18 protein-coding genes and 3 rRNA genes are annotated in these 23,526 nt (G+C 48.3%); 1 reads left to right on the plus strand and 20 read right to left on the minus strand.

Annotated elements, in window-relative coordinates; genetic code table 11:
- Nucleotides 1–351: 351 nt before the first annotated feature.
- From guaB to C0Q44_RS05310, 5 genes are all read right to left on the minus strand, one after another.
- A complete protein-coding gene (gene guaB / locus C0Q44_RS05290; protein ID WP_105406341.1) occupies nucleotides 352–1,809 on the minus strand; it encodes an IMP dehydrogenase in 1,458 nt (485 codons plus the stop codon).
- Nucleotides 1,810–2,169: 360 nt separating this feature from the next.
- Nucleotides 2,170–2,286 (minus strand): 5S ribosomal RNA (gene rrf, locus C0Q44_RS05295).
- 136 nt (nucleotides 2,287–2,422) lie between these two features.
- Nucleotides 2,423–5,349: ribosomal RNA gene (locus tag C0Q44_RS05300) — 23S ribosomal RNA — on the minus strand.
- A gap of 412 nt (nucleotides 5,350–5,761) precedes the next feature.
- Nucleotides 5,762–7,315: ribosomal RNA gene (locus tag C0Q44_RS05305) — 16S ribosomal RNA — on the minus strand.
- The 16S, 23S and 5S rRNA genes sit together here, the layout of an rRNA operon.
- 485 nt (nucleotides 7,316–7,800) lie before the next feature.
- Nucleotides 7,801–8,352 carry a hypothetical protein gene (locus tag C0Q44_RS05310; RefSeq protein ID WP_105406342.1) on the minus strand — a complete coding sequence of 184 codons (552 nt, stop codon included), beginning with the start codon at nucleotides 8,350–8,352 and terminating at the stop codon, nucleotides 7,801–7,803.
- Between the two features lie 87 nt (nucleotides 8,353–8,439).
- On the opposite strand from C0Q44_RS05310, the gene C0Q44_RS05315 reads away from it, so the two are divergent.
- The gene (locus C0Q44_RS05315) at nucleotides 8,440–9,030 is read left to right on the plus strand and encodes a TetR/AcrR family transcriptional regulator (RefSeq protein WP_105406343.1); all 591 of its coding nucleotides are present in this window, start codon (nucleotides 8,440–8,442) and stop codon (nucleotides 9,028–9,030) included.
- 165 nt (nucleotides 9,031–9,195) lie between these two features.
- Here C0Q44_RS05315 and C0Q44_RS05320 read toward each other — a convergent pair whose 3' ends face one another.
- From C0Q44_RS05320 to C0Q44_RS05390, 15 genes are all read right to left on the minus strand, one after another.
- A complete protein-coding gene (locus C0Q44_RS05320) occupies nucleotides 9,196–10,533 on the minus strand; it encodes a TrkH family potassium uptake protein (RefSeq protein ID WP_105406344.1) in 1,338 nt (445 codons plus the stop codon).
- A gap of 154 nt (nucleotides 10,534–10,687) precedes the next feature.
- Nucleotides 10,688–12,199, minus strand: coding sequence for a lysine--tRNA ligase (gene lysS / locus C0Q44_RS05325; protein WP_105406345.1), 1,512 nt, complete (start codon nucleotides 12,197–12,199; stop codon nucleotides 10,688–10,690).
- Between the two features lie 121 nt (nucleotides 12,200–12,320).
- Nucleotides 12,321–12,800, minus strand: coding sequence for a transcription elongation factor GreA (gene greA, locus C0Q44_RS05330; protein WP_105406346.1), 480 nt, complete (start codon nucleotides 12,798–12,800; stop codon nucleotides 12,321–12,323).
- 243 nt (nucleotides 12,801–13,043) lie between these two features.
- Nucleotides 13,044–14,063, minus strand: coding sequence for a tRNA dihydrouridine synthase DusB (gene dusB / locus C0Q44_RS05335; RefSeq protein WP_105406347.1), 1,020 nt, complete (start codon nucleotides 14,061–14,063; stop codon nucleotides 13,044–13,046).
- 122 nt (nucleotides 14,064–14,185) lie between these two features.
- A complete protein-coding gene (locus C0Q44_RS05340; RefSeq protein ID WP_105406348.1) occupies nucleotides 14,186–14,380 on the minus strand; it encodes a helix-turn-helix domain-containing protein in 195 nt (64 codons plus the stop codon).
- On the minus strand, nucleotides 14,341–14,889 hold the full coding sequence (gene folK, locus C0Q44_RS05345; RefSeq protein WP_105406349.1) for a 2-amino-4-hydroxy-6-hydroxymethyldihydropteridine diphosphokinase: 549 nt from the start codon (nucleotides 14,887–14,889) through the stop codon (nucleotides 14,341–14,343). Before folK ends, C0Q44_RS05340 begins: the two co-directional genes overlap by 40 nt.
- A gap of 9 nt (nucleotides 14,890–14,898) precedes the next feature.
- Nucleotides 14,899–15,261 (minus strand): dihydroneopterin aldolase, encoded by a 363-nt coding sequence (folB, locus tag C0Q44_RS05350; protein WP_105406350.1) that lies wholly within the window; start codon nucleotides 15,259–15,261, stop codon nucleotides 14,899–14,901.
- Nucleotides 15,262–15,376: 115 nt separating this feature from the next.
- The gene (gene folP, locus C0Q44_RS05355; protein WP_105406351.1) at nucleotides 15,377–16,240 is read right to left on the minus strand and encodes a dihydropteroate synthase; all 864 of its coding nucleotides are present in this window, start codon (nucleotides 16,238–16,240) and stop codon (nucleotides 15,377–15,379) included.
- Nucleotides 16,237–17,121 carry an aminotransferase class IV gene (locus C0Q44_RS05360; protein ID WP_105406352.1) on the minus strand — a complete coding sequence of 295 codons (885 nt, stop codon included), beginning with the start codon at nucleotides 17,119–17,121 and terminating at the stop codon, nucleotides 16,237–16,239. Before C0Q44_RS05360 ends, folP begins: the two co-directional genes overlap by 4 nt.
- A gap of 1 nt (nucleotide 17,122) precedes the next feature.
- Nucleotides 17,123–17,698 (minus strand): aminodeoxychorismate/anthranilate synthase component II, encoded by a 576-nt coding sequence (gene pabA / locus C0Q44_RS05365; RefSeq protein ID WP_105406353.1) that lies wholly within the window; start codon nucleotides 17,696–17,698, stop codon nucleotides 17,123–17,125.
- Nucleotides 17,699–17,743: 45 nt separating this feature from the next.
- A complete protein-coding gene (locus tag C0Q44_RS05370; RefSeq protein ID WP_105406354.1) occupies nucleotides 17,744–19,351 on the minus strand; it encodes an anthranilate synthase component I family protein in 1,608 nt (535 codons plus the stop codon).
- Nucleotides 19,352–19,492: 141 nt separating this feature from the next.
- Nucleotides 19,493–20,431: a cysteine synthase A gene (cysK, locus tag C0Q44_RS05375; protein ID WP_105406355.1), complete on the minus strand. Its 939-nt coding sequence runs from the start codon at nucleotides 20,429–20,431 to the stop codon at nucleotides 19,493–19,495.
- 350 nt (nucleotides 20,432–20,781) lie between these two features.
- Nucleotides 20,782–21,732 carry a peptidyl-prolyl cis-trans isomerase gene (locus tag C0Q44_RS05380; protein WP_105406356.1) on the minus strand — a complete coding sequence of 317 codons (951 nt, stop codon included), beginning with the start codon at nucleotides 21,730–21,732 and terminating at the stop codon, nucleotides 20,782–20,784.
- Between the two features lie 23 nt (nucleotides 21,733–21,755).
- Nucleotides 21,756–22,646 (minus strand): Hsp33 family molecular chaperone HslO, encoded by an 891-nt coding sequence (gene hslO / locus C0Q44_RS05385; RefSeq protein ID WP_258166179.1) that lies wholly within the window; start codon nucleotides 22,644–22,646, stop codon nucleotides 21,756–21,758.
- 103 nt (nucleotides 22,647–22,749) lie between these two features.
- Nucleotides 22,750–23,520 carry a type III pantothenate kinase gene (locus tag C0Q44_RS05390; protein ID WP_105406358.1) on the minus strand — a complete coding sequence of 257 codons (771 nt, stop codon included), beginning with the start codon at nucleotides 23,518–23,520 and terminating at the stop codon, nucleotides 22,750–22,752.
- Between the last annotated feature and the right edge of the window lie 6 nt (nucleotides 23,521–23,526).

Below are 23,526 nucleotides of genomic sequence, written 5' to 3' on the forward strand. Positions count from 1 at the left end.
AGTTCCCTAACCTGCGTGGATGTGTGTGAGATGTGTTCTGTATGCGCTGTATCGAACGAGCAATATAATTTCGCTCCTAAAGTTCGTTATCGATTGTCACTTAGTCCGCATTTTTTGCGAATGCTTATGTAAAAGGACGTCCGCGCTTCTATTTAGCTGGCAGCCTTTTCTGGCGCTCCTTTTGCTTACAAAACAATATTCATAGATTCACGTCAAAAAGCCGGCGCAACGCACTAATCCATCTGTGGATCGTCAACGCTTGTTCTATTCTATCACAGGGGTATCTGCAAAAAAAGACAGACCCGGTGAAAATCACCAAGCCTGTCCTGGAAATAATTGACTCTCTTCCGATTACAACGAGTAGTTAGGTGCTTCTTTCGTAATCTGTACATCATGCGGATGACTTTCACGCAGACCCGCACCTGTAATACGAATAAAGCCCGTATCGTTCCGAAGCTGTTCAAGATTGCTTGTTCCGCAGTATCCCATACCCGAACGCAGACCACCAATCAGTTGGTGAATCGTATCAGACAATGGACCTTTGTAAGCCACACGACCTTCGATTCCTTCCGGAACCAGTTTCTTGTCATCATCCTGGAAGTAACGATCTTTACTACCTTGCTTCATCGCACTCATGGAACCCATGCCACGGTATACTTTAAAACGACGACCTTGATAGATCTCTGATTCGCCCGGGCTCTCTTCCGTCCCTGCAAACAAGCTACCCAGCATAACTGCATGAGCGCCTGCTGCAATAGCCTTCGTGATCTCACCAGAGTATTTAATACCGCCATCCGCAATGATTGGCACACCATACTCACGTGCGACAGTAGCACAATCGTACACAGCTGTAACTTGAGGAACACCAATACCTGCAATAACACGAGTCGTACAGATGGAACCTGGACCAATACCAACTTTGACAACGGAAGCCCCTGCTTCAATCAGGTCACGAGTTGCCTCACCCGTAGCCACATTACCTGCAATGATAGTCAGGTTAGGGAAGCGTTCACGAAGTTGACGAACTGCCTCAATAATATTGATGTGGTGCCCGTGAGCGGAATCTACCGTAATCACGTCAACACCAGCTTGTACCAGAGCATCTGCACGTTCAAACGTATCCTTCGAAATACCAATAGCCGCACCAACCAACAGACGGCCTTGTGCATCTTTGGCTGCTTTCGGGAATTGAATGGCTTTTTCAATATCTTTAATGGTGATGAGACCTTTTAAAGTGTTTGAATCATCAACCAATGGAAGTTTCTCAATTTTGTGCTTTTGAAGAATGCCTTCAGCTTCTTGCAGTGTCGTACCTACAGGAGCTGTAACCAGATTCTCACGAGTCATTACTTCGCTGATTTTGATGCCGTAATCATGGATAAAACGCAAATCACGATTCGTCAAAATACCAACTAGCTTCTGGTCTCCTTCAATAATCGGCACGCCAGATATCCGGTATTTCGACATCACTTCTTCTGCATCCGATACCAGATGATCCGCTGTCAGTGAGAATGGATTCGTAATTACACCGCTCTCGGAGCGTTTAACTCGATCCACTTCTTCCGCTTGTTGTTCAACAGACATATTTTTATGGATGATCCCAATGCCGCCTTCGCGAGCAATGGCAATCGCAAGTGTCGCTTCAGTAACAGTATCCATACCTGCACTGATCAAAGGTATATTTAATTTTACGCTATCGCTCAAGCGAACGGAAACGTCTACTTCTTTAGGCAGTGTCTCGGATTTCCGTGGCACCAGCAATACATCGTCAAAGGTGAAGCCTTCCTTACCAAATTTATCTTCCCACACGCAGGTGTTCCTCCTTATGTTTGCTCAGCTTTACGGTCCAAAACCCGAAGATTCCAGGCTGTATTATACGCTGAAAATACGTTTTCTGAAAAATTTATTATTGCCATCTTAGCAAAGCGATATTTAGACTGTCAAGGAAAAGTACTTGGTTATATCAGTTGTGTTGCCTGATGAACACAACTGTTTTTCTCATGCGGACAAGTACTGTTCTTATAACAAAAAAACGTCTATTCGTATCAAATGACGTTTATCTTCTATTAGCTCTATAAGTATGTGAATTTACCGTTAACAGGCTGTCTTTGATCCTACTAAATAATATAAATAAAAACCACCACCGAATAACATCGGCAGTGGTTCTTCGCTTGGCGGCGTCCTACTCTCCCAGGACCCTGCGGTCCAAGTACCATCGGCGCTAGAGGGCTTAACGGTCGTGTTCGGGATGGGTACGTGTGGAACCCCTCCGCTATCGCCACCAAACGAGCATTTGTAGTACAAATGCGTTCGCGTTCCATTCGGTCCGACACGGCTGTGTGGATGAATGGTTTAGCGCAAATTCAGAGATCATTCTCTGAAAACTAGATTCGAAACGAAATTTGCAATTTATCACTTGCCATTGGATAAGCCCTCGACCGATTAGTACTGGTCAGCTCCATGCATTGCTGCACTTCCACCCCCAGCCTATCTACCTCGTCGTCTTCAAGGGGTCTTACATACTGGGAAATCTCATCTTGAGGGGGGCTTCACGCTTAGATGCTTTCAGCGTTTATCCCTTCCGTACATAGCTACCCAGCGGTGCTCCTGGCGGAACAACTGGTACACCAGCGGTACGTCCATCCCGGTCCTCTCGTACTAAGGACAGCTCCTCTCAAATTTCCTACGCCCACGACAGATAGGGACCGAACTGTCTCACGACGTTCTGAACCCAGCTCGCGTACCGCTTTAATGGGCGAACAGCCCAACCCTTGGGACCTACTTCAGCCCCAGGATGCGATGAGCCGACATCGAGGTGCCAAACCTCCCCGTCGATGTGGACTCTTGGGGGAGATAAGCCTGTTATCCCCAGGGTAGCTTTTATCCGTTGAGCGATGGCCCTTCCATGCGGTACCACCGGATCACTAAGCCCGACTTTCGTCCCTGCTCGACTTGTAGGTCTCGCAGTCAAGCTCCCTTATGCCTTTGCACTCTTCGAATGATTTCCAACCATTCTGAGGGAACCTTTGGGCGCCTCCGTTACTCTTTAGGAGGCGACCGCCCCAGTCAAACTGCCCACCTGACACTGTCCCCGCACCGGATTACGGTACCAGGTTAGAACCTAGATACGATCAGGGTGGTATCCCAACGTTGCCTCCACGCAAGCTGGCGCTCACGTTTCAAAGGCTCCCACCTATCCTGTACAGATCGTACCCAAATTCAATATCAAGCTGCAGTAAAGCTCCATGGGGTCTTTCCGTCTTGTCGCGGGTAACCTGCATCTTCACAGGTATTAAAATTTCACCGGATCTCTCGTTGAGACAGCGCCCAAGTCGTTACGCCATTCGTGCGGGTCAGAATTTACCTGACAAGGAATTTCGCTACCTTAGGACCGTTATAGTTACGGCCGCCGTTTACTGGGGCTTCGGTTCACAGCTTCGGATTGCTCCTAACCACTCCCCTTAACCTTCCAGCACCGGGCAGGCGTCAGCCCGTATACTTCGCCTTACGGCTTCGCACAGACCTGTGTTTTTGCTAAACAGTCGCTTGGGCCTTTTCACTGCGGCCCCCTCGTGCTATTCACACTACCGGGGCACCCCTTCTCCCGAAGTTACGGGGTCATTTTGCCGAGTTCCTTAACGAGAGTTCTTCCGCGCGCCTTAGAATACTCTTCTCGCCTACCTGTGTCGGTTTGCGGTACGGGCACCATCACCTGGCTAGAGGCTTTTCTTGGCAGTGTGAGATCATGACCTTCGCTACTATAATTTTCGCTCCCCATCACAGCTCAGCCTTAGTAATGTGCGGATTTGCCTACACATCAGCCTTACTGCTTAGACGGACATCCATCAGTCCGCGTCACTACCCTACTGCGTCCCCCCATTGCTCATAACGGCTTACGGTGGTACAGGAATTTCGACCTGTTGTCCTTCGACTACGCCTTTCGGCCTCGCCTTAGGTCCCGACTTACCCTGAGCGGACGAGCCTTCCTCAGGAACCCTTAGGCTTTCGGCGGACAAGATTCTCACTTGTCTTTTCGTTACTCATACCGGCATTCTCACTTGTATAATGTCCAGCGCTCCTTACGGTACACCTTCAACCCTTATACAACGCTCCCCTACCCCTGATGCACTGCATCAAGCCATAGCTTCGGTGGCGTGTTTAGCCCCGTTACATTTTCGGCGCAGAGTCACTCGACCAGTGAGCTATTACGCACTCTTTCAATGGTGGCTGCTTCTAAGCCAACATCCTGGTTGTCTGTGCAACTCCACATCCTTTCCCACTTAACACACACTTGGGGACCTTAGCTGATGGTCTGGGCTGTTTCCCTTTTGACAATGGATCTTAGCACTCACTGTCTGACTCCCGGAAGTAAGTCTATGGCATTCGGAGTTTGACTGAGCTTGGTAACCCTTGCGGGCCCCGCACCCAATCAGTGCTCTACCTCCACGACTCTGTTTTCCGAGGCTAGCCCTAAAGCTATTTCGGGGAGAACCAGCTATCTCCGAGTTCGATTGGAATTTCTCCGCTACCCCCACCTCATCCCCGCATTTTTCAACATGCGTGGGTTCGGGCCTCCAGTGCGTGTTACCGCACCTTCACCCTGGACAGGGGTAGATCACCCGGTTTCGGGTCTACGTCCACGTACTATGTCGCCCTATTCAGACTCGCTTTCGCTGCGGCTCCGGCTCTTCACCTTAACCTTGCACGGGAACGTAACTCGCCGGTTCATTCTACAAAAGGCACGCCATCACCCCTAAAACGGGCTCTGACTTTTTGTAAGCACACGGTTTCAGGTTCTATTTCACTCCCCTTCCGGGGTGCTTTTCACCTTTCCCTCACGGTACTGCTTCACTATCGGTCGCTAGGAAGTATTTAGCCTTGGCAGATGGTCCTGCCGGATTCATACGGGGTTTCACGTGCCCCGCACTACTCGGGATCCGTCTCGGAGAGAACAGACTTTCAACTACAGGGCTTTTACCTTCTTTGGCGGGCCTTTCCAGACCTCTTCGCTTAATCGGTTCCTTTGTAACTCCATGTGAGACGTCCCACAACCCCAAAGAGCAAGCTCTCTGGTTTGGGCTTCTCCGCGTTCGCTCGCCGCTACTGACGGAATCACTATTGTTTTCTCTTCCTCAGGGTACTTAGATGTTTCAGTTCCCCTGGTATGCCTCTGCATAACCTATGTATTCAGTTATGAGTAACTGGAAATTACCCCAGCTGGGTTTCCCCATTCGGACACCCCCGGATCAAAGCTTGCTTACAGCTCCCCGAGGCAGTTTCGTTGTTCGCCACGTCCTTCATCGGCTCCTAGCGCCTAGGCATCCTCCGTGTGCTCTTAGTAGCTTAACCAAATTGTTCCGGTATTGACTGCTCGCTTCCCTTGTTTTGCTTGCGCAAAGCCAAAAGTCGCTCCCATTCGATACCATCGCAACAGCAATTATCTACCTTATAAACACTTCACTTGTTTACACAAGATCAGCTAGGATGATTGTTGATCGGTTACTTGAACCGAACAAGCATTCATCCCTTAAAGGAATGTTCTAATTCGCAAAATTTCGTTTCGATATCTAGTTTTCAAAGAACAAGCTCCATGCAAAAGCAAGCTGTTTGAGAGTTTGAGCTCTCAAAACTGAGCAACGAGTGAGTTGCTTGTGCTTTCCATTTCATCCACACCGAAGTGGCGGACCGAAATGAATCGCTGTGCAGGTTCTAAAGAACCTGCTTATTTGAATGTTTCCACTCGGGAAACGATTCTCCATAGAAAGGAGGTGATCCAGCCGCACCTTCCGATACGGCTACCTTGTTACGACTTCACCCCAATCATCTATCCCACCTTCGGCGGCTGGCTCCTTGCGGTTACCCCACCGACTTCGGGTGTTATAAACTCTCGTGGTGTGACGGGCGGTGTGTACAAGACCCGGGAACGTATTCACCGCGGCATGCTGATCCGCGATTACTAGCAATTCCGACTTCATGCAGGCGAGTTGCAGCCTGCAATCCGAACTGAGACCAGCTTTGTTGGGATTGGCTCCATCTCGCGATTTCGCAGCCCGTTGTACTGGCCATTGTAGTACGTGTGTAGCCCAGGTCATAAGGGGCATGATGATTTGACGTCATCCCCACCTTCCTCCGGTTTGTCACCGGCAGTCTATCTAGAGTGCCCACCATCATGTGCTGGCAACTAAATATAAGGGTTGCGCTCGTTGCGGGACTTAACCCAACATCTCACGACACGAGCTGACGACAACCATGCACCACCTGTCTCCTCTGTCCCGAAGGAAAGATACATCTCTGCATCGATCAGAGGGATGTCAAGACCTGGTAAGGTTCTTCGCGTTGCTTCGAATTAAACCACATACTCCACTGCTTGTGCGGGTCCCCGTCAATTCCTTTGAGTTTCAGTCTTGCGACCGTACTCCCCAGGCGGAGTGCTTAATGTGTTAACTTCGGCACCAAGGGTATCGAAACCCCTAACACCTAGCACTCATCGTTTACGGCGTGGACTACCAGGGTATCTAATCCTGTTTGCTCCCCACGCTTTCGCGCCTCAGCGTCAGTTACAGCCCAGAGAGTCGCCTTCGCCACTGGTGTTCCTCCACATATCTACGCATTTCACCGCTACACGTGGAATTCCACTCTCCTCTTCTGCACTCAAGTCACCCAGTTTCCAGTGCGATCCGGGGTTGAGCCCCGGGATTAAACACCAGACTTAAATGACCGCCTGCGCGCGCTTTACGCCCAATAATTCCGGACAACGCTTGCCCCCTACGTATTACCGCGGCTGCTGGCACGTAGTTAGCCGGGGCTTTCTTCTCAGGTACCGTCACCTTGAGAGCAGTTACTCTCCCAAGCGTTCTTCCCTGGCAACAGAGCTTTACGATCCGAAAACCTTCATCACTCACGCGGCATTGCTCCGTCAGGCTTTCGCCCATTGCGGAAGATTCCCTACTGCTGCCTCCCGTAGGAGTCTGGGCCGTGTCTCAGTCCCAGTGTGGCCGATCACCCTCTCAGGTCGGCTACGCATCGTCGCCTTGGTGAGCCGTTACCTCACCAACTAGCTAATGCGCCGCAGGCCCATCCCCAAGTGACAGATTTCTCCGTCTTTCCAGTTTCCTTCAGGTGAAGAAAACAATTATTCGGTATTAGCTACCGTTTCCGGTAGTTGTCCCAAACTTGAGGGCAGGTTGCCTACGTGTTACTCACCCGTCCGCCGCTAACCATCAGAGAAGCAAGCTTCTCTTCAAGTCCGCTCGACTTGCATGTATTAGGCATGCCGCCAGCGTTCGTCCTGAGCCAGGATCAAACTCTCCAATAAAAGATGAATTTCAGTAGCGTGGTTAGACGCTATAAAAATCATCTCAAGTATTTGAAAAGAGCGATATGCTCATTTTGAATCTGACGAGATTAAAAATCTCATTTGTGCTCCAGCCGATTCAAGCCAAGGCTTGTCTCAAACTTTCGCGTTCATTCTGCAAGCAGAATGTTTACTCACTCGTTGTTCAGTTTTCAAAGATCAAACTTATTTCGCTACCGAATGTCGTTCTCTTCAGCAACTTTTATATCATATCACATCCGAACCAACGTTGCAAGCTCTTTTTTTAAGTTTCTTTCGAAGCTTATTTCATTTGCTTGCCGCACCGTTTATCCTGTGTTTTCTTGGCCGGAATTAGAATATACCATGTACAGATTTTCATTGCAAGTCTTTTTTTAAGTTATACTTTTCGTTTGTTCGTTCAGTTATGGACGTACATACAGTATTCTCTCAGTTTAACAAGATTTTATGCACGCCCATCTTACTCATTAATGTTTAATACTCTCTACAGGGACCTTTCTTGGCCACAAACTGTAACTAAAACTTATCAGAAAATCGATTCCAAGGATGATTCCCCATACGCTACTCAGATTGTTGAAGACGGCTGTACGTTCAGCATCACCGATCCACCATATCATGACGAATAGGAATGCGCTGCCTATAGCCCAAGCCAACAGATGCCTGAACCAACCAATACGTTCACGGCTTGCATGCTCTCTGCCATATAACTTGCTACTACGCGGGTTCTCTCCACCCTTGAACCAATATAGGAAGTACCGATCTGCCCAAGCAATCATTTGATGACCATAAGCGATGCTGACTCCTATATACACCGCAGCGATACCATGAACTGCACTGGCTGTCGCCCCGCGCTGAAGATCCATCACTGTAGCTACCAGCAATAACAGATCAACGATCGGTGTTGCCATCAACAATGCGATGCCCAACCTTTTCATGCCAAGCAGATATCTTACACTCAGGCCCGCAGCAACAAAAATCCAAAAGGAAATCTCACATCCTATGATAAAATAACCAATCAATTTAGCACCCCCTTTTTATGGTGCAGTTGTATTAAATATAATTTAGCACATTTGTATTATAATAATCAACAATGATATAATGCGATTATGCCAAAAATTGTTGATCATGATAAGCAACGCGTGCACGTGGCCGAAGCGGCTTGGCGTATTATACGAAAAGATGGCATGGAGCAGGCCTCTGTTCGAAATATTGCTGAAGAAGCTGGCATCTCGGTCGGTTCGATGCGCCACTACTTTTCTACTCAGTCGGAATTACTACTATATGCCATGAAATTGGTATCTGAACGGGTATCCAATCGAATCCAACAAATGTCGTTCAATGGTTCTCCCATGGACAATATGAAATGCTTGTTGCTTGAATTTTTACCGAATACGGACGAAAAATTGGCCGAAATGGAGGTGTGGTACGCTTTTACAGCCAGATCCAAAACCGATCCCACTCTCAGAGAACTTGCCGATACAGTGTATAATGAACTCAGACAAGCTGTAGGTTCGGTTATCACTTACCTGATCAAACTCGATCTCTCCAGACCTGATCTGAACAAAGAACTGGAGATCGAGAGATTGTATGCGCTGTTGGATGGCTTGGGTATTCATACCGTGCTTAGACCGGACCAGATGAATGGCAAGATTATGGATGATATTCTCACCCTGCATCTTGCTTCCTTATGTCGCTAAGCTGGCGTACGCCAATACAGAGACCTAATTTAGATCTAGTTTTAATGTAAAAGGCAAAAGCAAAACGAAATGGTTCCATAAATAAAAAAAACCGTAGCACATTCATTGTAACTAAGGCCTGTAAACGTAACAGGACTAGCTCTGAATGTCTGACGGTTTTTCTTTTTATCCGATAATGATCCGGCCCTCCGGATGACGATACAGTTTCTTCTCTTTGCGCGGACGAAGGGCATACGCTATGGTTAATGGCCCAATGCGACCCACAAACATGGTAAAGGTAATAATGATCTTTCCCCAATTGGTCAATTCATGTGTCACTCCCACGGAGAGCCCCACGGTACCGATTGCGGAAGCCGCTTCAAACATAAGTGAAAGGAACGGTGCATCCTCAGTCGTAAGCAGAAGCATCACCACAATCATGAATATAATCAGAGAAACCATAATAATGGTCAACGCTCTCATAAGTAACTCTTTCGGAACACGTTGGCGAAAAAATACGATATCCTTATTGCCACGAATCATGGCATACACTGCTCCAATCATGATCAGGAATGTAGTCGTCTTAATCCCGCCACCCGTCGAACCCGGGGAAGCCCCGATAAACATCAGCAGGATGAAGAAGAACTGGGTGGCCTGTCTCATCTCCGTGATATCAATCGTACTTGTTCCGGACGAACGAGTAGAGACCGACTGGAAGAATGCTGCATAGATCTTCTCAATCCAGGTGAGTGAAGCCAGCGTATGTCCATTGGTGAATTCGAAAACAAACAGCACAATTGCTCCTATGCCTATCAGTGCTCCCGATACAGAAAGCACCAGCTTGGACTGAAGAGATAAGCGGCGGCGTTTCCGATATTCAAACAGATCATTCAATACCACAAAACCAAGTCCACCAGAGATAACAAGTATGGAAGCAGTCAGATTGAACGTCCAATCTCCAGTGTAGTATTGGAAGCTGTTGCCGAACAGATCGAAGCCCCCGTTGTTAAACAATGAAACGGAATGAAATATTCCATAGTATACGGCTTGGCCCAAAGGCATCTCCGACGCCCAGCGCAGTGCCAGTATGACAGCTGCCACTCCCTCAATGGTAAAGGAGAAAATCAACACCTTACGGATAATGCGTACGATACCCTCCATACTGTCTGCATTAATGGCTTCCTTGAGCAACAGCCTGTCCTTGAGTGAAATCCGCTTACCCAATACCAGTGCAAAGAGAGTAGCTATAGTCATGAAGCCGAGTCCACCAAGCTGCATTAGTACCATAATTACGATCTGACCGAACAGATTAAAGGTAGTCCCTACATCCACCACGACTAGCCCAGTTACACATGCTGCAGAGGTTGATGTAAAGAGAGCATCAATAAACGCCAAATGCTTACCGCTTTGGTTAGAGATCGGCAACATGAGAAGCACCGTTCCAATCGCAATGATCAATAGAAAACCGCCGACCAGGATTAACGGGGGGGATAAAAATCGGGCAAAGTGAAGCCTGAACTTCATGAAGGGCACCTCTTTTAACAAAATACGAACTGGGAAGCAAATCGGAACTCAACCTATACAATAGCGCCTATGTAAACCTAAAGAGGAACTTGCCCCAGCATGATACTGAACGGCAGGTTCCTCTTCTATTATGAACGAATAATACGTTCCTTATTTAATCTTGCGTGCGAGGACGCATGTGCGGGAAAAGCAGTACGTCACGAATCGATGGGGAGTTGGTGAGCAGCATGATCAGACGATCAATCCCGATTCCCAGTCCGCCTGTTGGCGGCATACCATATTCGAGCGCACGGATGAAATCGTCATCCATTTCATGAGCCTCGTCGTTCCCATGTTCTTTCTCCAGCATCTGTGCTTCAAAGCGCTGACGCTGATCGATCGGATCATTCAGCTCGGTGAAGGCATTCGCGTGCTCGCGTCCAACGATGAACAACTCGAAGCGGTCCGTGAAGCGTGGGTCCACATCATTTTTCTTCGCCAGTGGTGAGATCTCCAGGGGATGTCCCATAATGAATGTCGGTTGAATCAACGTCTCTTCCACGAACTGCTCGAAGAATGCATTCAGAATATGACCGAATGTCATATGTTTTTCAACCGGAACTTTATGCTCTTTCGCCAAGCTATGAGCTTCCTCATCCGTCATGTGCACGGAGAAGTCTACGCCCACAACTTCCTTAACTGCATCCACCATCGTAACACGACGCCATTGCGGTTTAAGATTCACCTCATAATCTCCATACTGGATCACTTGCTTACCCAGTACTTCCTGTGCGATATGGGCAACCAGATTCTCCGTCAAATGCATGATATCCTTGTAGTCCGCATATGCCTCATACAGTTCAATCATCGTAAATTCCGGATTGTGACGTGTCGACATGCCTTCGTTCCGGTATACACGGCCAATCTCATATACCTTCTCCAATCCGCCAACGATCAGGCGTTTCAGGTGAAGTTCAATGGCGATCCGCATGTACAATTCCATATCGAGCGCATTGTGATGTGTGATAAACGGACGTGCCGCCGCACCGCCTGCAATGGTGTGCAGTGTTGGTGTCTCGACTTCCAGATATCCCAGGGAGTCCAGATAACGACGCATCGATTGAATGATTTTGGAACGTAAGATGAAGGTCTGTTGTACGTCCGGGCTCATAATCAGGTCAACATAACGCTGGCGGTACCGCAGCTCTACGTCCGTAAGACCATGAAATTTATCCGGAAGCGGATAGAGCGATTTCGACAGCACTTCCAAATTTTTAACTTTGACGGATGTCTCACCTGTTTTGGTTTTGAAAATTACGCCTTGAATTCCGACGATATCGCCAAGATCCAGCAGGCTAAAGGCCGCATATTTGTCTTCTGGCACCGAGTCCTGACGAACATAGATCTGGATTCGGCCGCTCAGGTCCTGAATGTGTGCAAAGCTTGCCTTGCCCATTCCCCGCTTCGCCATAATCCGTCCGGCAATACTGACTTCGATGTGCTTCTCTTCCAGCTCTTCTTTGGTCAGTTCTTCATACTTCTTCAGAATGGAGCCGGCTTCTTCCGTGCGTACGTATTTTTGGCCAAAAGGGTCGATGCCCAATTTGCGGAGCTCGTCCAATTTGTCACGGCGAATTTGCAAAAGCTCGCTAAGTTCGGTTTCCTGATTCAAGACTTCATCCGTCATGATCTATATTCATCTCCTTATTTACATGGCAGGCACCTCAGAAGGTAGATAACCCTCTCATGTTGAAAAAAGCTTCCCTAAGGAAGCTTTTGTCTCAGTGCTCGACTGCTTCATTGCTATATTACTTTTTTTGAATATCTACAATTTTATATTGAATGACGCCCGCAGGCACGCTTACATCAACAACCGTACCTCTTTTTTTACCCAGAATGGCTTTTCCGACAGGGCTTTCGTTCGATATTTTGTTTTGAAGCGGATTTGCCTCTGCAGAACCTACAATCGTATATTCTGTGATATCGCCGAATTCCAAATCTTCCACAGTGACTGTTGCACCCACACTTACCACTTCAGTATTAATCTCGTCACTGTTAATAATCCGCGCATTCCGAAGTAATTTCTCCAAAGTAATAACTCGACCTTCAATGAAAGCCTGTTCGTTCTTGGCATCTTCGTACTCGGAGTTTTCACTGATATCTCCATAACCGATGGCTACCTTAATCCGTTCAGCCACTTCGCGGCGCTTCACTGATTTCAATGTTTCCAGTTCTTCTTCCAGCTTCTTAAGTCCTTCTGGTGTAAGGATAACTTCCTTGTCGCTCATCTCAACCGATTCTCCTGTCATGGGAATAATTTGATTGTACGGCAACGGAATCAGTGCTTATTACAGAGCTCCGCCCGCATACATCTTCAAAACTATATGAAGTTCTCCAGAGAAATAGAATATTCCTCCTGATGCACTAGCTTTATTAACGCACATGGCGAATTTATACTGTGAAATTATAGGGGAACGGTCTCGAAAAGTCAATGTTACATCCCATATGGCTGTAAATGTTCTACAACCTGATTAAGAAGCACTTCCGACAATTGCTGGTTCTGACTCCAGATTACCTTCTGTTCTGAGCTGACTTACAAAACTCTCCAGTATGTGAACCATCTCATCGCGCTTGGTTTCTTCCATAATAATGTCCTTAATGCGAGCCGATCCTTTCAAGCCTTTGAGGTACCAAGCCAGATGTTTGCGCATCTCGCGTACAGCTACCGTTTCATTCTTCAATGCGATCAGGCGATCCATATGCAGGATGGCTACACGAATCTTCTCTTCCCCGTTCGGGTCAGGTAGCAATTCACCCGTACTTAAGTATTGAATGGTACGATACAGCATCCATGGATTACCCAAGGCAGCCCGACCAATCATAACGCCATCACAACCCGTTTCGTCTAGCATACGGCGTGCATCCTCTGGTGTATGGACATCACCATTGCCGATCACCGGGATGGAGACAGCCTCTTTTACATTTTTGATATGTGACCAATCTGCTGTACCTGTATAGAGTTGCTCACGTGTGCGACCGTGCACACTTACCGCCTGTCCGCCAGCGCGTTCAACCGCAAGTGCATTCTCAACCACGAAGATATGCTCGTTATCCCAGCCGATACGCATCTTGACCGTCACCGGCTTCTCAACTGCGTCCACTACAGCAGACACCATCTCGTAGATTTTGTTCGGATCGAGCAACCAACGTGCACCTGCATCACACTTCGTCACTTTCGGCACGGGACATCCCATATTGATATCGATAATATCTGCATTTGTTTCTTTGTCTACAATTTTGGCTGCTTCTACGAGCGAGTCACGATCTCCCCCAAAAATCTGAAGGCTCAGTGGTTTCTCACGCTCATCGACAAACAACATCTCCCGTGTACGCTGGTTGCCATGCACGATGGCTTTGCCACTCACCATCTCCGCACACACGAGGCCTGTTCCAAATTCTTTTGCGATCAAACGAAAAGCCGGATTACATACGCCAGCCATCGGCGCAAGTACAACCTGGTTTTTCATTTCAATGCCACCAATTTTAAGCACGGTATTCGTTCCACTCCTTTTGAAATCCGAAGAATTTTGCATTGAATTCTGGTTGTATAGTTCAACGATTAAAGATCGATTAGTGTTCTTTGTTGTTAGGGCAAATTGAAAACGAAACGGTTTTATTTGCCCTTTAATTCCTCGATACTGATCGACAGCACACCGGCAATCCGATCCAGTTCTTGCGGGGATACCTTACGGTTTCCCCGCTCAATGGTTCCCAGAATGGCCAGCGAGATGCCGGTCTCAGCAGCAAGCTCATGTTGTGTTAAACCCTTCAGCTTCCGGAATGCCCGGATGCGATTGGCCAATTGCATGTTTTCCAAAGCTGTATTCCATCCTTTCCATCCAGTACAGACAACGATGAGTGTACAAAGGTATACAAACCTGAATCCTCGCCCTCAGGTACGATATCCAACAGCGGCACGAGTACAAAAGCCCTTTCTCCCATACGTGGGTGAGGCAATTGGAGCACTTCCGTATCCCGCGTCTCTCCTTGCATCCAGAGCAAATCCAGATCCACAGTGCGTGGGCCCCAGCGAATGTCACGAACTCGTCCAAGCCGGTTCTCGATATCCAGTAATTCCGTAAGCAACTGCTCCGGTGTCAGGCTTGCCTGAACGGCTACTGCCATATTCAGAAATGCAGGTTGGTCTACATATCCTACAGGCTCCGTCTCATACAGCGCAGAACAGCGCAAAACGGATATATGAGGGTTCGCATCCAGCAATGACAATGCTTCAAGCAGCGTCTGTTCCCGGTCTCCCAAATTAGCCCCTAAAGCAATATAAGCCTCTGAAGATTCAGAGGTCGAATGTGCAATCATGATCGGTTCTCACTTTCTTGTGCGGCGAAGCTCTACCGTTACGCCCTCAAAATGAATATCGAATGGCGGATGTGGCTTCGTCACCTTGACTGTCAGTGCATTGATAACAGTATAAGTGTCTAGTAAAGAAGATGCAATATGTTCGCCCAAAGCTTCAATTAACTGAAATGATTTATTTTCGACGATCTGTTTGACCAGCTCATGGATCTCCGCATAATTGATGGTTTTGGTCAGATCATCGTTTCGTCCAGCCTCTCCCAAGTCCATATCAATCTCCAGATCAATATAATACCGCTGCCCAAGTTTCCGTTCTTCTGCAAAAACGCCATGATATCCGTAATACTCCATACGGTGCAATACCATTCTGTCCACTGGCTCCGCCTGCCTTCTATATATATTGAAATAGTGATCTATTTAAAGATATCTTTTTGCTTTGCCTTTGAAAAACGCTGCGCTTACACTGGACGGGTCACTCGACCCGCCAGTATTATTTCCTCCGTATACCCGGAGAAGCATATAACATGGCATCACACATGTCTGCCGTCCGCCGCATCGGCTTCACATCATGAACCCGAACCATCTGGCAGCCTTGGGCAATGCCAAATGCAACGGTTGCTGCTGTACCTTCCAACGCATCATCCGCGCTGACATCCAGTGTGTTCTGGATGAATCTTTTGCGTGAAGTGGCGAGCAGGATCGGGTAACCCATCTCACCCAGCAGCCCCAATGATGACATGAGCTTCAGATTCTCTGCGAGATCCTTCACGAAGCCAATACCTGGGTCCAATATAATCTGATCTGTTTGCACTCCCGCGTCTACTGCCAGCTGAATACTTCCCTGCAGATCACTGACGACATCATTCAGATAATGGGTATAGTCTCGTTGCTGTCGGTTATGCATCAATATGATAGGGCATCCCAGTTCTGCAGCAGTATGGGCCATATTCGGATCTGCCTTTGCACCCCACACATCATTAATGATATGAGCACCAGCCAGAATGGCCTGACGCGCAACATCGGCCTTATATGTGTCTACTGATATCGGGATATGCGGGGCTTGCTTATGCAATGCTTCAATCACCGGAATGATCCGGCTAAGCTCTTCATCGGCGTTGACGACCTCTGAACCTGGACGGGTGGACTCTCCGCCGATATCAATCAGGTCCGCGCCATCCGCCATCATCTGTTTTGCCTGGGCAACTGCCCGCTCTACGTTGGTATAACGTCCTCCATCCGAGAATGAGTCCGGTGTGACGTTAAGAATGCCCATAATCTGAGTTCGTGCGCCCAGCTGCAATTCTGCTGGTCCCCATGCATAGTTTCGCTCATAGATGACAGGTGTAAGTGTCATGAAGTATACCCCGCTTTCTGCCGGTACATACCCAGAAGGGCCGCGGTAACCGGGCCTATGTGTCCGTTGCTGATTATCGTTTCGGCTCCGTCCCGATCTCTCAACGTCGTAACTGGAACGAGTTCGGTAACGGAGCCTGTTAGAAATATTTCATCTGCTTGCAGGAAATGATCCCAAGAGGTTAGCACTTCTTTGCAAGGAATACCTCGCTGATTAGCGATTTCAAGTACCACAGCTCTGGTGATGCCCGGCAAAATGCCTGTTGTGAGTGCTGGCGTATATAGTACATTTTCCTGCACCCAGAATACATTGCTAACAATACCCTCAGCTACATAACCATCACGGGTTAGTTGCAGTCCTTCTGCACCCTGTACCTGCTGCCCGTGTCCGTTCAACTCCCGTTTCGCCAGAATACTGTTCATGTAATGCAGCGACTTGAATCGCACTTCACCTTCGGGCGTATTACGCGGTGTGGATAGACGTTGAAGCATTTTGCCGTTCTCGTATAGAGAGGGGGAAGGTTCAGATAATGCTTTTGCCAGGACGATATGATTGGGTTTCATATAATCACCAGAAGGGAGGCCCAATGGCGCTTCACCCGCTGATACCGTGTAACGCACGTAAGCATCCTGAAGTTCATTAGCATGCATCAGACGGGTAATCCATTCCGTCACTTCTGCTGCGGTTGTTGTAAAAGGAATACCCAACTCCCTACATCCTGAAGCCATACGCTCCAGATGACGTTCCAGAAGATAGGGCACACCCCGATACGTCCGGAACGTCTCGAATAATCCTAGTCCGTACAAAAAGCCGTGATCCGTTACAGGAACCACGGCTGCCGCCATATGAACCAACGCTCCGTTTATCGCGGCATATTGCATATTATACCTTCACCTGTTGAGACAGGAAGTTGCGAAGCATCTGATGACCGTGGTCTGTAATAATGGATTCCGGGTGGAACTGAACGCCTTCAATGGCATATTCTTTGTGACGCAGGCCCATAATCTCACCTTCGGTTGTCTCTGCTGTAATCTCCAGGCAGTCGGGCAAGCTGCTACGCTCCACAATCAGGGAGTGATAGCGGGTAGCTGTAAACGGAGATGGCAATCCGACAAATACGGATGTCCCATTATGGTGCATCTCTGATGTTTTGCCATGCATCATGCGCTCAGCGCGAATAACGTTGCCGCCAAACGCTTGTCCAATCGCCTGATGACCAAGACATACACCAAAGATCGGAATATTTCCTTTGAAGTGGTCGATGACAGCCAGACTAATCCCCGCCTCATTCGGCGTACATGGACCAGGAGAGATCAGAATATGATCCGGTGCCAGAGCCTCTATGCCTGCCAGATCAATCTCATCATTACGGTGAACTTCCACCGTCTCACCCAATTCTCCAAGATATTGAACCAGGTTGTACGTGAAGGAATCATAATTATCGATAACCAGTATCATATGCCTGCTCCTCCTATTGTTCCGTCGATGTAAGTGACGGTTGCTTCATTTATTTTTTACCAGCTTCAGGCCGTCTGGTTGCTGTTGTTCTGACTTCTCCATCGCTTCCTCACTGTAATTCACAGCTCTCATCATCGCTCTTGCCTTGTTGCGGCATTCCTTGTATTCCCGGTATGGATCGGAATCAATAACAATGCCTGCTCCAGCCTGCACATACCCCGTACCATCCTTAATGGCAAGAGTACGAATGATAATGTTCAGTTCCATGTTCCCACTGTAATCTATCCACCCGATGGAGCCCGTATAAGGCCCCCTCCGCACAGGCTCAAGTTCCTCAATAATCTCCATGGTACGGACTTTCGGTGCACCTGTAATCGTTCCACCCGGGAATGTGGCAGCGATGACATCAAATACAGATAATCCTTCTGCCAGCCTGCCCTCCACCTGGGATACAAGATGCATGACATGGGAATACCTCTCGATGGTCATCAATTCAGGAACATGAACCGATCCGTAAGCTGCAATACGCCCAATATCGTTACGCTCCAAATCAACCAACATGATGTGCTCTGCCCGCTCTTTCTCGCTACTGAGCAGTTCATCGGCCATGGCCTGATCCTCGGCGGCGTTAAGGCCCCTTCTTCGGGTCCCGGCAATGGGACGTGCACTGACTTTGCCATTATCCACTTTGACCAGCAGCTCGGGTGACCCGCTCACCAGTTGAAAGTCCGGACTGCGCAGCATGCCCATATACGGTGATGGATTCACGAGGCGCAGCCATTCATAGATGTGCTCAGCACTCGATTGAAGCCGCTTTTCCTGTCGCAAGGACAGATTGACCTGGAACACATCACCCTGCCTGATATACTCCTGTACCGTGCGCACAGCCTGTTCGAAGTCCTCCTGCGGAAAGGAGGTCTCCCACCCTTCGGATTCCCTCTGTGCATCTTCGGGTTGTGGGTTGCGACCGATCTGCCTGTTGCGGCGTTCCAGTGCCTGCTGTTGTTCCTCAGCCTGCGCAAACCCCATAATATGAACCCAACGTTGCTGCATCGCTGCTGCTCGTCTTTCTGCCGATGCATAAAAGCTACCAAGATCGGTTTCGTTCTGGTTAGGTTCTATATGCAGATGAACCATACAGAAGAGCGCCTGCTGCTCATGATCGTATGCCCATATTTCTTCAAAACGCATCCACCAATAATCGGGCAGAGCCGGATTATCTTCAGCCAACGCTGGCAGCTTCTCCAACGATCTCGCTACATCATAGCTAAGATAACCTGCGTATCCACCCCCAAAGTCTGGAGCCCCAGTAACCTTGGGTGCGCTATATGGGGCCGTCCATCTCTTCAATACATCAAGCGGTTTACCGCTGTCTGTCGAGGTGGTTCCCTGAGTCACTTCATGAATAACCGCTTCTTGACCCTTACCCGAAATAACGGATACGGGTTCTAGCCCCAGAAATGTATATCTCCCGCCTTTACCATTCTCCAGCACAATTGCATAAGGTGACGCCTGCTGCCAGGCTGCTTCCCACGTTAACGGTAAACCGCCATGATACGGTCCCTCTTCCGACTTGGTGATATAAGGCATCATGTTCCAGCCTTGTCCAGCCCAATCCGTCCAGTCGGCGTATGTTGTCATCAGGTGTGTCATTGCGGTCTGCCGCCCTCCATCTGTCGCTAGTTCTATTGTCTGATAGTATACTAAAGCGCCGCTCCTTTTAAAAGCATTACGCAAAAAAATCCCCCATACCCATCAGGCGGGCAAGGAGGATTGGCTATGTCTTTGGTCGGCTTAGCCTTCGAAGTTGTAGAGTGGTGTGCTGAGGTAACGTTCGCCGTTACTTGGCACGATCACGACAACACGTTTGCCTGCGCCCAGCTGTTTCGCAACTTGTAGACCTGCGCGAATCGCTGCACCGGAAGAAATACCGGACAGAATGCCCTCTTCCTTCGCTACCTGACGAGCTGTTTCAAAGGCATCATCATTCTCAATGTGAATGATCTCATCATAGATTTCCTGATCCAGAATCTCAGGGATAAAGTTGGCACCGATCCCCTGGATCTTGTGAGGTCCTGGTTTGCCGCCTGCCAGAATTGGCGAAGCCGCTGGCTCAACTGCAACAATTTTAATAGCAGGGAAAGCTTCTTTCAACACTTCGCCTGTACCTGTAATTGTTCCACCTGTACCAATTCCGGCAACGAAAGCATCCAACGTACCACCCACGGATTGAATCGCTTCAACAATCTCAGGGCCGGTCGTTTCACGGTGGATTTTCACGTTGGCTTTATTTTTAAATTGCTCAGCCATGAAATAGGTTGGGTTTTCCTTCAACAGTTCTTCGGCTTTTTTGACAGCACCATTCATACCTTCGGCTCCAGGCGTGAGCACAAGCTCAGATCCGTAGGCGCGAAGCAAGTTACGACGCTCCATACTCATCGTTTCAGGCATAACAATAACGGACTTGTAGCCTTTGGCTGCAGCCACCATCGCTATTCCAATTCCCGTGTTACCGCTTGTTGCTTCAATGATGGTACCACCCGGCTTCAGCGTGCCGTCTTTTTCCGCTTCTTCCACAATGCTAATTGCGATACGATCTTTCACGCTTGAACCTGGATTCTGGTACTCCAGCTTCACGAATATTTCAGCACTGCCTTCAGGTACGATACGGTTCAGACGAACAAGCGGAGTACCTCCGATGAGTTCTGTTACGTTATTAACTACTTTAGCCATATGAATGCCCTCCTTAGTGGGATGAATACTACTTAATAAGTCCTGTTGCCCTATACTGTGTGGCCGATAGCCTCTGGATGTTATAGAAGAACTGCGGAAATCCTGTTAATCCATCCCTTTCTGTTAAGCGTTCCAGACGGGACGGAGGTTTCCGAAAGTTTCTTTGTTCATAAGTTAATCTTTTATATCCGAGTAAACGAGTAGGTATTTGATTATTTTCATCTTATCAACGTTAACCCTTATTGTCAATATGAGTACTCAAAAAAAAACACCCTGCCTTGGGCCTTAGGACCGTAGACAGAGTCTTTTATCAAGATGCAGTAGTACCAAACGATCCTCACGGATGAAAATTAGGAGGCTGGAATCTCAGACAGGATCACGGCTTCGTACTTGTTACGCAGCATTTGCTCCACCTGTGGCAACGGATCGGCCTGGCCCAGAGCCAGCTGCATTCGAATCTCCTCACGAACCTCTTCAGCCGACTGCTCCTGGCGTTCTTCTTTATCATTTAGTCTGATGATAGCATAGCCCTCTTCCACTGGAATTGGACCTGCAATATCGCCCACTTCCAGTCCAGCAGCGAGTTGAAGGATTTCTTCAGACTGGAATGGATCATTCCGCTCAATCCAACCCAACCTCCCACCAGCATCACGAGAGAAACTGTCCGTCGATTGCCTGCGAGCAGATTCTTCAAAGTCTTCGCCCTTCTCCAATGCATCCAGTAAGGAATCCGCTTCCTTTTCTTCTTTCACTACGATGATGGACAAATCATATCTCTCGGGGGAAACGTAATCATCACGGTGCTCGGTCCAGTAATGCTCAATATCTGCATCTTTGATCTGTATGCTAATCGTGGCGATTTTTTCAAGTAATAGCCTATAGCCAGCTTCCAATTCAAGCTCTTGTTTCGACAGTCCCAATTGGGACTTCATTTCGTCAAAATATGATTTCTCTGAATCGTATCCCTCCATCGCAGCAGCCAGTTCCCTTGCAATCTCTTTAGGAGTGACGGTTAGCTTACGTTCAATGGCTTCGGCATATACGGCTTTACGGTTTAGCATCTGGAGTAATAACTCACTGCCATAACGTCGTTTCAGCGCATCTGACCATTCCTTGTCCGTGATGACTTCTCCATTGATCGTTGCAACGGCGCTTCCTTCTTCCGTATTGGCATCATGGGATGCATCTGCCTCATCTTTTCCCTGTCTGAGACCATGCAAAGCCATCACTGTACCCATGACCAACATACCCAGCGTTAAGACAATTACAGCCGTCCACAACCCTTTTTCCTGTCTTGTCATTCCGCATCCCGTCCCCGCATGAATCAGTTCTTGGCTTGCTCTAGGATCGTCATTAGTTGTTCTTTGTTAAAATCATAAGCTTCATTACAGAATTGGCAAACCACTTCAGCCTGACCTTCTTCTTCAATTAATTGCTCCATTTCCGATTGGCCCAGGCTGATTAGCGTCTTCTCTACTCGCTCACGTGAACACTCACAGCTGAAATGAATATCTATGCCTTCCATTACCTGTACATCCGGCAGTAAACGGCGAAGCAACTCTTCCAATTCAAGCCCCTGTTCCAGCAAAGTCGTCACTGGCGGCAATGCGCCAATAGCGTTTTCGATTGCCGTGATCTCTTGATCAGTCAATCCCGGCAACAGCTGCATAATGAACCCTCCTGCGACAATAACGGAATGATCCGTATCGACAAGGACACCGACCCCTACAGCAGAAGGTGTCTGTTCGGATTGGGCAAAATAGTATGTGAAATCTTCACCCAGTTCTCCAGAAATAATGGGCACACTGCCACGGTATGGCTCTTTCAGTCCCAGATCCTTCGTTATGTTGATGAAGCCTTCGGTTCCAACCGCGCCTGCAACGTCCAGTTTCCCCACGCTATTACTTGGCAGATGTACATGTGGATTAGAGACATACCCCCGCACCTCGCCTTTCGCATTGGCATCAGCTACAATCTGTCCAATTGGGCCATCACCGTTGACTTGTATCGTTAGCTTCTCTTCACCTTTTAGCATGGCTCCCATAATGGCTGCTGTTGTAACTGTACGCCCCATGGCTGCTGTAGCCGTGGGAAACGTATCATGTCTTCTGCGTAGTTCTTCAACCAGTTCCGTAGTCTCGACTGCAAAGGCTCTTACCTTTCCGTTCATTGCTGTACCACGAATTAAACGGTCATGCTTGTTATTGTTTTCCAAGTCATTCAGCCTCCTTTGGCGTATCGCCATAATAGTAGTAACACAGAAAAAACGGCACAACACTTAAGCTGTAATCTCAGCCCGCTGTATGCCGTCTCTATGCTTACCTTTCCCGGTTCCGCTCATAGATGATACGCAGCCCTTCAAGCGTAAGCAGCGGATCTACTTCCTCTATACTACGGGTTTCTTCTGCAATAAGTGATGCGAGACCACCCGTTGCAATGACTCTGGGCCTCGCTCCCATTTCTTCGCGAATGCGCTCTACGATACCATCCACCTGTCCTGCATAGCCATATATAATACCTGCTTGCATCGCGTGAATCGTGTTACGACCAATGACCTTCTTGGGTTTCTCCAGCTCAATGCGAGGCAACTTGGATGCCCGCTCATAGAGCGCTTCGGTGGCAATGTGAATGCCGGGAACGATGGCTCCCCCCAGGTAATGACCTTTCTCGTCAATACAGTCAAAGGTTGTCGCAGTGCCGAAATCGACTACAACGAGAGGACCGCCATACTTTTCAACGGCTGCCACTGCATTAACAATACGATCTGCGCCAACTTCGCGCGGGTTCTCGTACCGCAGGTTCAAGCCCGTTTTGATGCCAGGCCCCACGAGCAGCGGCTTTTTGCCCACATATTTCTCGCACATTGCTTCAATCACATTCACCAGCGGAGGAACCACAGATGAAATGATCACACCTTCAATCTCACGTGCCCGGATACCAGACATATGAAATAAATTATAAATTAATACGCCGTATTCATCCACTGTTGACTGACGCGATGTACTCAGACGAAAGTGGTGCAGCAATTCCCGGCCTTGATATACACCGAGCACCATATTGCTGTTCCCCACGTCTACAACTAGAATCAAAGAGGT

Source organism: Paenibacillus sp. PCH8, from assembly GCF_002968835.1.
Taxonomy (GTDB): Bacteria; Bacillota; Bacilli; order Paenibacillales; family Paenibacillaceae; genus Paenibacillus.

What these genes read in the sequence shown, in the direction of transcription:
- C0Q44_RS05315 (WP_105406343.1), top strand. Translation starts at nt 8,440, where the DNA reads ATGCCAAAAATTGTTGATCATGATAAGCAACGCGTGCACGTGGCCGAA.
- C0Q44_RS05320 (WP_105406344.1), bottom strand. Translation starts at nt 10,533, where the DNA reads ATGAAGTTCAGGCTTCACTTTGCCCGATTTTTATCCCCCCCGTTAATC.
- lysS (WP_105406345.1), bottom strand. Translation starts at nt 12,199, where the DNA reads ATGACGGATGAAGTCTTGAATCAGGAAACCGAACTTAGCGAGCTTTTG.
- greA (WP_105406346.1), bottom strand. Translation starts at nt 12,800, where the DNA reads ATGAGCGACAAGGAAGTTATCCTTACACCAGAAGGACTTAAGAAGCTG.
- C0Q44_RS05340 (WP_105406348.1), bottom strand. Translation starts at nt 14,380, where the DNA reads ATGCAATTGGCCAATCGCATCCGGGCATTCCGGAAGCTGAAGGGTTTA.
- folK (WP_105406349.1), bottom strand. Translation starts at nt 14,889, where the DNA reads ATGATTGCACATTCGACCTCTGAATCTTCAGAGGCTTATATTGCTTTA.
- folP (WP_105406351.1), bottom strand. Translation starts at nt 16,240, where the DNA reads ATGACACTTACACCTGTCATCTATGAGCGAAACTATGCATGGGGACCA.
- C0Q44_RS05360 (WP_105406352.1), bottom strand. Translation starts at nt 17,121, where the DNA reads ATGCAATATGCCGCGATAAACGGAGCGTTGGTTCATATGGCGGCAGCC.
- pabA (WP_105406353.1), bottom strand. Translation starts at nt 17,698, where the DNA reads ATGATACTGGTTATCGATAATTATGATTCCTTCACGTACAACCTGGTT.
- C0Q44_RS05370 (WP_105406354.1), bottom strand. Translation starts at nt 19,351, where the DNA reads ATGACACACCTGATGACAACATACGCCGACTGGACGGATTGGGCTGGA.
- cysK (WP_105406355.1), bottom strand. Translation starts at nt 20,431, where the DNA reads ATGGCTAAAGTAGTTAATAACGTAACAGAACTCATCGGAGGTACTCCG.
- C0Q44_RS05380 (WP_105406356.1), bottom strand. Translation starts at nt 21,732, where the DNA reads ATGACAAGACAGGAAAAAGGGTTGTGGACGGCTGTAATTGTCTTAACG.